At 73.9% G+C, this 3,493-nt stretch carries 3 protein-coding genes; all 3 read right to left on the bottom strand.

Going from position 1 to position 3,493, the window contains the following annotated elements; all coding sequences use genetic code 11:
• Positions 1–239: 239 nt before the first annotated feature.
• Genes EAD89_RS29950 through EAD89_RS29940 form a run of 3 tightly spaced genes read right to left on the bottom strand, consistent with a single transcriptional unit; the run spans position 240 to position 3,273 of the window.
• Positions 240–1,190, bottom strand: a complete 951-nt coding sequence (locus EAD89_RS29950; protein ID WP_121652472.1) for a VWA domain-containing protein — start codon at positions 1,188–1,190, stop codon at positions 240–242.
• A complete protein-coding gene (locus EAD89_RS29945; RefSeq protein ID WP_121678024.1) occupies positions 1,187–2,191 on the bottom strand; it encodes a DUF58 domain-containing protein in 1,005 nt (334 codons plus the stop codon). Before EAD89_RS29945 ends, EAD89_RS29950 begins: the two co-directional genes overlap by 4 nt.
• Positions 2,170–3,273: a MoxR family ATPase gene (locus tag EAD89_RS29940; RefSeq protein ID WP_121678023.1), complete on the bottom strand. Its 1,104-nt coding sequence runs from the start codon at positions 3,271–3,273 to the stop codon at positions 2,170–2,172. Before EAD89_RS29940 ends, EAD89_RS29945 begins: the two co-directional genes overlap by 22 nt.
• Between the last annotated feature and the right edge of the window lie 220 nt (positions 3,274–3,493).

Here is a 3,493-nt window from a genome sequence, read left to right as displayed (position 1 = left end):
CGGCGTGTGCGCCTCCCCACCCCCTGCGGTCCGCCCCCGCACGCGGACCGTCCAGCCGCCACCCGGAGCCGTCCATGAGCCGCTACGTCGCCCCGCTGGGCTTCACCCTCGCCGCCGTCTGGGTGGCCATCGTCTTCGTGCTCGCCGGCGGCGGGCACTGATCTGATCCACCGCGCACGTCCGCCCGGTCACCCGGCCGGTGCGGCGGCGCCCGGGACCGGCCCGGGCGCCGCCCGCCTTCACAGCATCCGGGACGACCAGAGCAGGCTGAGCGCACCGGCGCAGAGCGCCAGCAGCAGCGCCACCCCGGCGTACCACTGCGTCACCTCGCGCGGCTCGGTGCGGAACCCGATCGAGCTGCCCATGTCCTGGTAGACCTGCTTCAACTCGCTCACCGAGGCCGCCTCGTAGAAGTAGCCCTCGGTGGTCTCGGCCAGCTCGGCCAGGGCCAGCCGGTCCACCGGCACCCGCTGGAGCTGGCCGCCGATGTCGACCTGGCCCGTGTCGGTGCCGAAGGCGATGGTGGAGACCGGCACGTTGGCCGCCTGCGCGGCGGCCGCCGCCTCCTCCACTGACCGGCCGGACGTGCGGAACCCGTCGGAGAGCAGCACGATCCGGGCCGGTGGAATGCCCGCCGCGCCGTCCGCCGGCACCGAGCGGATCGCCTCCAGGCAGGTGAACACCGCCTCGCCGGTCGCGGTCGCCTCGGCCAGCACCAGCCCGTCGATCGCACCGGTCACCGCCGCCCGGTCCTTGCCCGGCGGCACCAGCACGTTGGCCGCCTTGGCGAACGACACCAGGCCCAGGTTGTAGCTCTCCGGCAACTCGCCGACGAACTGCTTCGCCGCCTCCTGGGCCGCCTCCAGGCGGTTCGGCGCCACGTCGTCGGCCTGCATGGACAGCGACACGTCGATGGCGAGCATCACGGTGGCCCGCTCCAGCGGCTCCTTGGTGTCCACCGCGGGACGGGCCAGCGCGGTGGCCAGCACCAGCAGGCAGAGCAGGAACGCGGTCGCCGGAACGTGCCGGCGCCAGCCCAGCCCCTTCGGCGCCACGGTACGCAGCAGATCCACATTGGTGAAGCGCATCGCGTACGCCCGGCGGTGCAGCTGCCGCCAGAGGTAGAACGCGGCCAGGGCGAGCACCGGCAGCACTGCCAGCAGCCACCACGGTTGCATGAAACGGATCATCGTGTCGTCCCTCGGGTGCGGGCGTGCCGCTGCGCGGCCACGAAACGCACCATGTCCAGCAGCCAGTCTCGGTCGGTACGCAGTCGCAGATGTGCCGCGCCGGCGCCGCGCAGCGCGGCGGCGATGGTGGCCCGCTGGGCGGCGGCGGCCTCGGCGTAGCGCTGCCGCAGCCGCGGGTCGGCGGTCTGCACCTCGTGCAGCTCGCCGCTCTCCGGGTCGACCACCGGCAGCACACCCACGTCGGGCAGCTCCAACTCGCGCGGGTCGACCACCTCGATCGCCAGCACGTCGTGCCGGACCCGCAGCTTGCGCATCGGCCGGGACCACTGCTCGGCCGGCGCCAGGAAGTCCGAGACCACCACGGCCACCCCCCGCCGTCGGGGCGGGCGGTTGAGCATCTCGATCAGGGCGCCCAGGTCACCCCGGCCGGGCTGGATCGCGGTGCCGGCGACGGCGCGCAGCAGGCCCTGCGCCTCCTTGCGGCCGGAGCGGGCCGGCAGGCGGGTGAACACCCCGGGTCCGGCCGGCGGTGGCCCGCCCCGCCAACGCCGGGACGGTGCGGCGGACGCCCCGCCGCCGGTGCCGATCACCGCGCCGATCCGGTTGCCACCGCGCACGGTCAGGTGGCTGATCGCGGCAGCGGCGGCCACCACGACCTCCCGCTTGAGCCACTGCCCGGTGCCGAAGTCCAGGCTGGCCGAGAGGTCCAACGCCAGCCAGGTCTCCAGCTCCCGGTCGGCGACCGTACGCCGCACGTGCGGCGTCGTGGTCCGCGCGGTGACCGGCCAGTCCATCCGGCGCACGTCGTCGCCGGGGCGGTATTCCCGCGACTCCCCCGCCTCGCTGCCCGGCCCGGGCAGCAGGCCGGCGTAGTCGCCCTGGAGCAGACCGTCGAGCTTGCGGGTGACCAGCAACTGGAGCCGGGACAGCACGGCCTCGCTGCGGTCGGAGACGGGGGCGGGTCGAGGGGTGGGTGAGGTCACGGCCGCTGCCCGGGCCAGCCGGCTCCCGGCGGCGGGGCGGTCGACGGGCTGGCCTGCTGCCGGGGAGCGACCGCCGGGAGCGGGATGGTGGACATCACCCGGTGCACGATGTGGTCGGCCGGCACGTCGTCGGCGAGCGCGTCGTAGCTGAGCACCAGCCGGTGCCGCAGGATGTCCGGGGCGATGTCCTGCACGTCCTGCGGCAGCGCGTAGTCCCGCCCACGCAGCAGCGCCAGCGCACGGGTGGCCCGGACCAGGCCGAGCGAGGCGCGCGGGCTCGCCCCGTACTGGATCAGCTGGGCGACGTCGGGCATGCCGTGCTCGGCCGGCGCGCGGGTCGCCAGCACCAGCCGGACCGCGTAGTCCACCAGGGCGTTGTGCACGAAGACCTGGTCCGCCTTGCGCTGCAGGGCGATCAGGTCCGGCGTGTCGAAGATCGCCGTCGGCTCCGGCGGAGCGACGCCCATCCGGTAGACGATCTCCCGCTCCTCGGCGTCGGTCGGGTAGCCCACCACGATCTTCATGAGGAACCGGTCCCGCTGCGCCTCCGGCAGCGGGTAGACGCCCTCCTGCTCGATCGGGTTCTGGGTGGCCATCACCAGGAACGGGTCGGGCACCCGGTGGCTCTCCCCGCCGATGGACACCTGCCGCTCGCTCATCACCTCCAGCAGCGCCGACTGCACCTTGGCCGGGGCCCGGTTGATCTCGTCGGCGAGCAGGAAGTTGACGAAGACCGGGCCCAGCTCGACGTCGAACTTCTCGCTCGACTGCCGGTAGATCCGGGTGCCCATGATGTCGGCCGGCACCAGGTCCGGGGTGAACTGCACCCGGGCGAAGGACCCGCCGACAACCTTGGCGAGCGTCTCCACGGCCAGGGTCTTGGCCACCCCGGGCACCCCTTCGAGCAGGCAGTGGCCCCGGGCGAGCAGCGCGACGAACATCCGCTCCACCATCCGGTCCTGCCCGACGATGACCCGTTTGATCTCGAACAGCGCCCGCTCCAGCAGGGTGGCGTCCTGCGCGGGTGTGGTCACCGGCGCAGGGTCCGCCGGGACCGCCCCGTTCGGCGTCGGGGCGTCGGGCATGGTCGGCTGGGCCACCGGTCCTCCACAGCGTTGGTCGGTCGTCGCGGCTGGTGCGGTATCAAGACTCGCACGCCTTCCTGAGTGTCGAGGTGGGGAGAAGCCGATTTTCGCCGCGCCGTCCCCAGCAGCCGAATCGCCCGTCCCGGGGTGGACACGGACCGGCCCGTCGCGTGTACCATTCCCCCGTCGCCGGGCGGCTCCCCCCGTGGCCGCCCGGCGACGGGGTGAATGGTAC

The organism is Micromonospora sp. BL4 (assembly GCF_003667505.1).
In the GTDB taxonomy this organism is placed as follows: Bacteria; Actinomycetota; Actinomycetes; order Mycobacteriales; family Micromonosporaceae; genus Micromonospora.
This window is presented reverse-complemented; position numbering and strand designations above follow the sequence as displayed.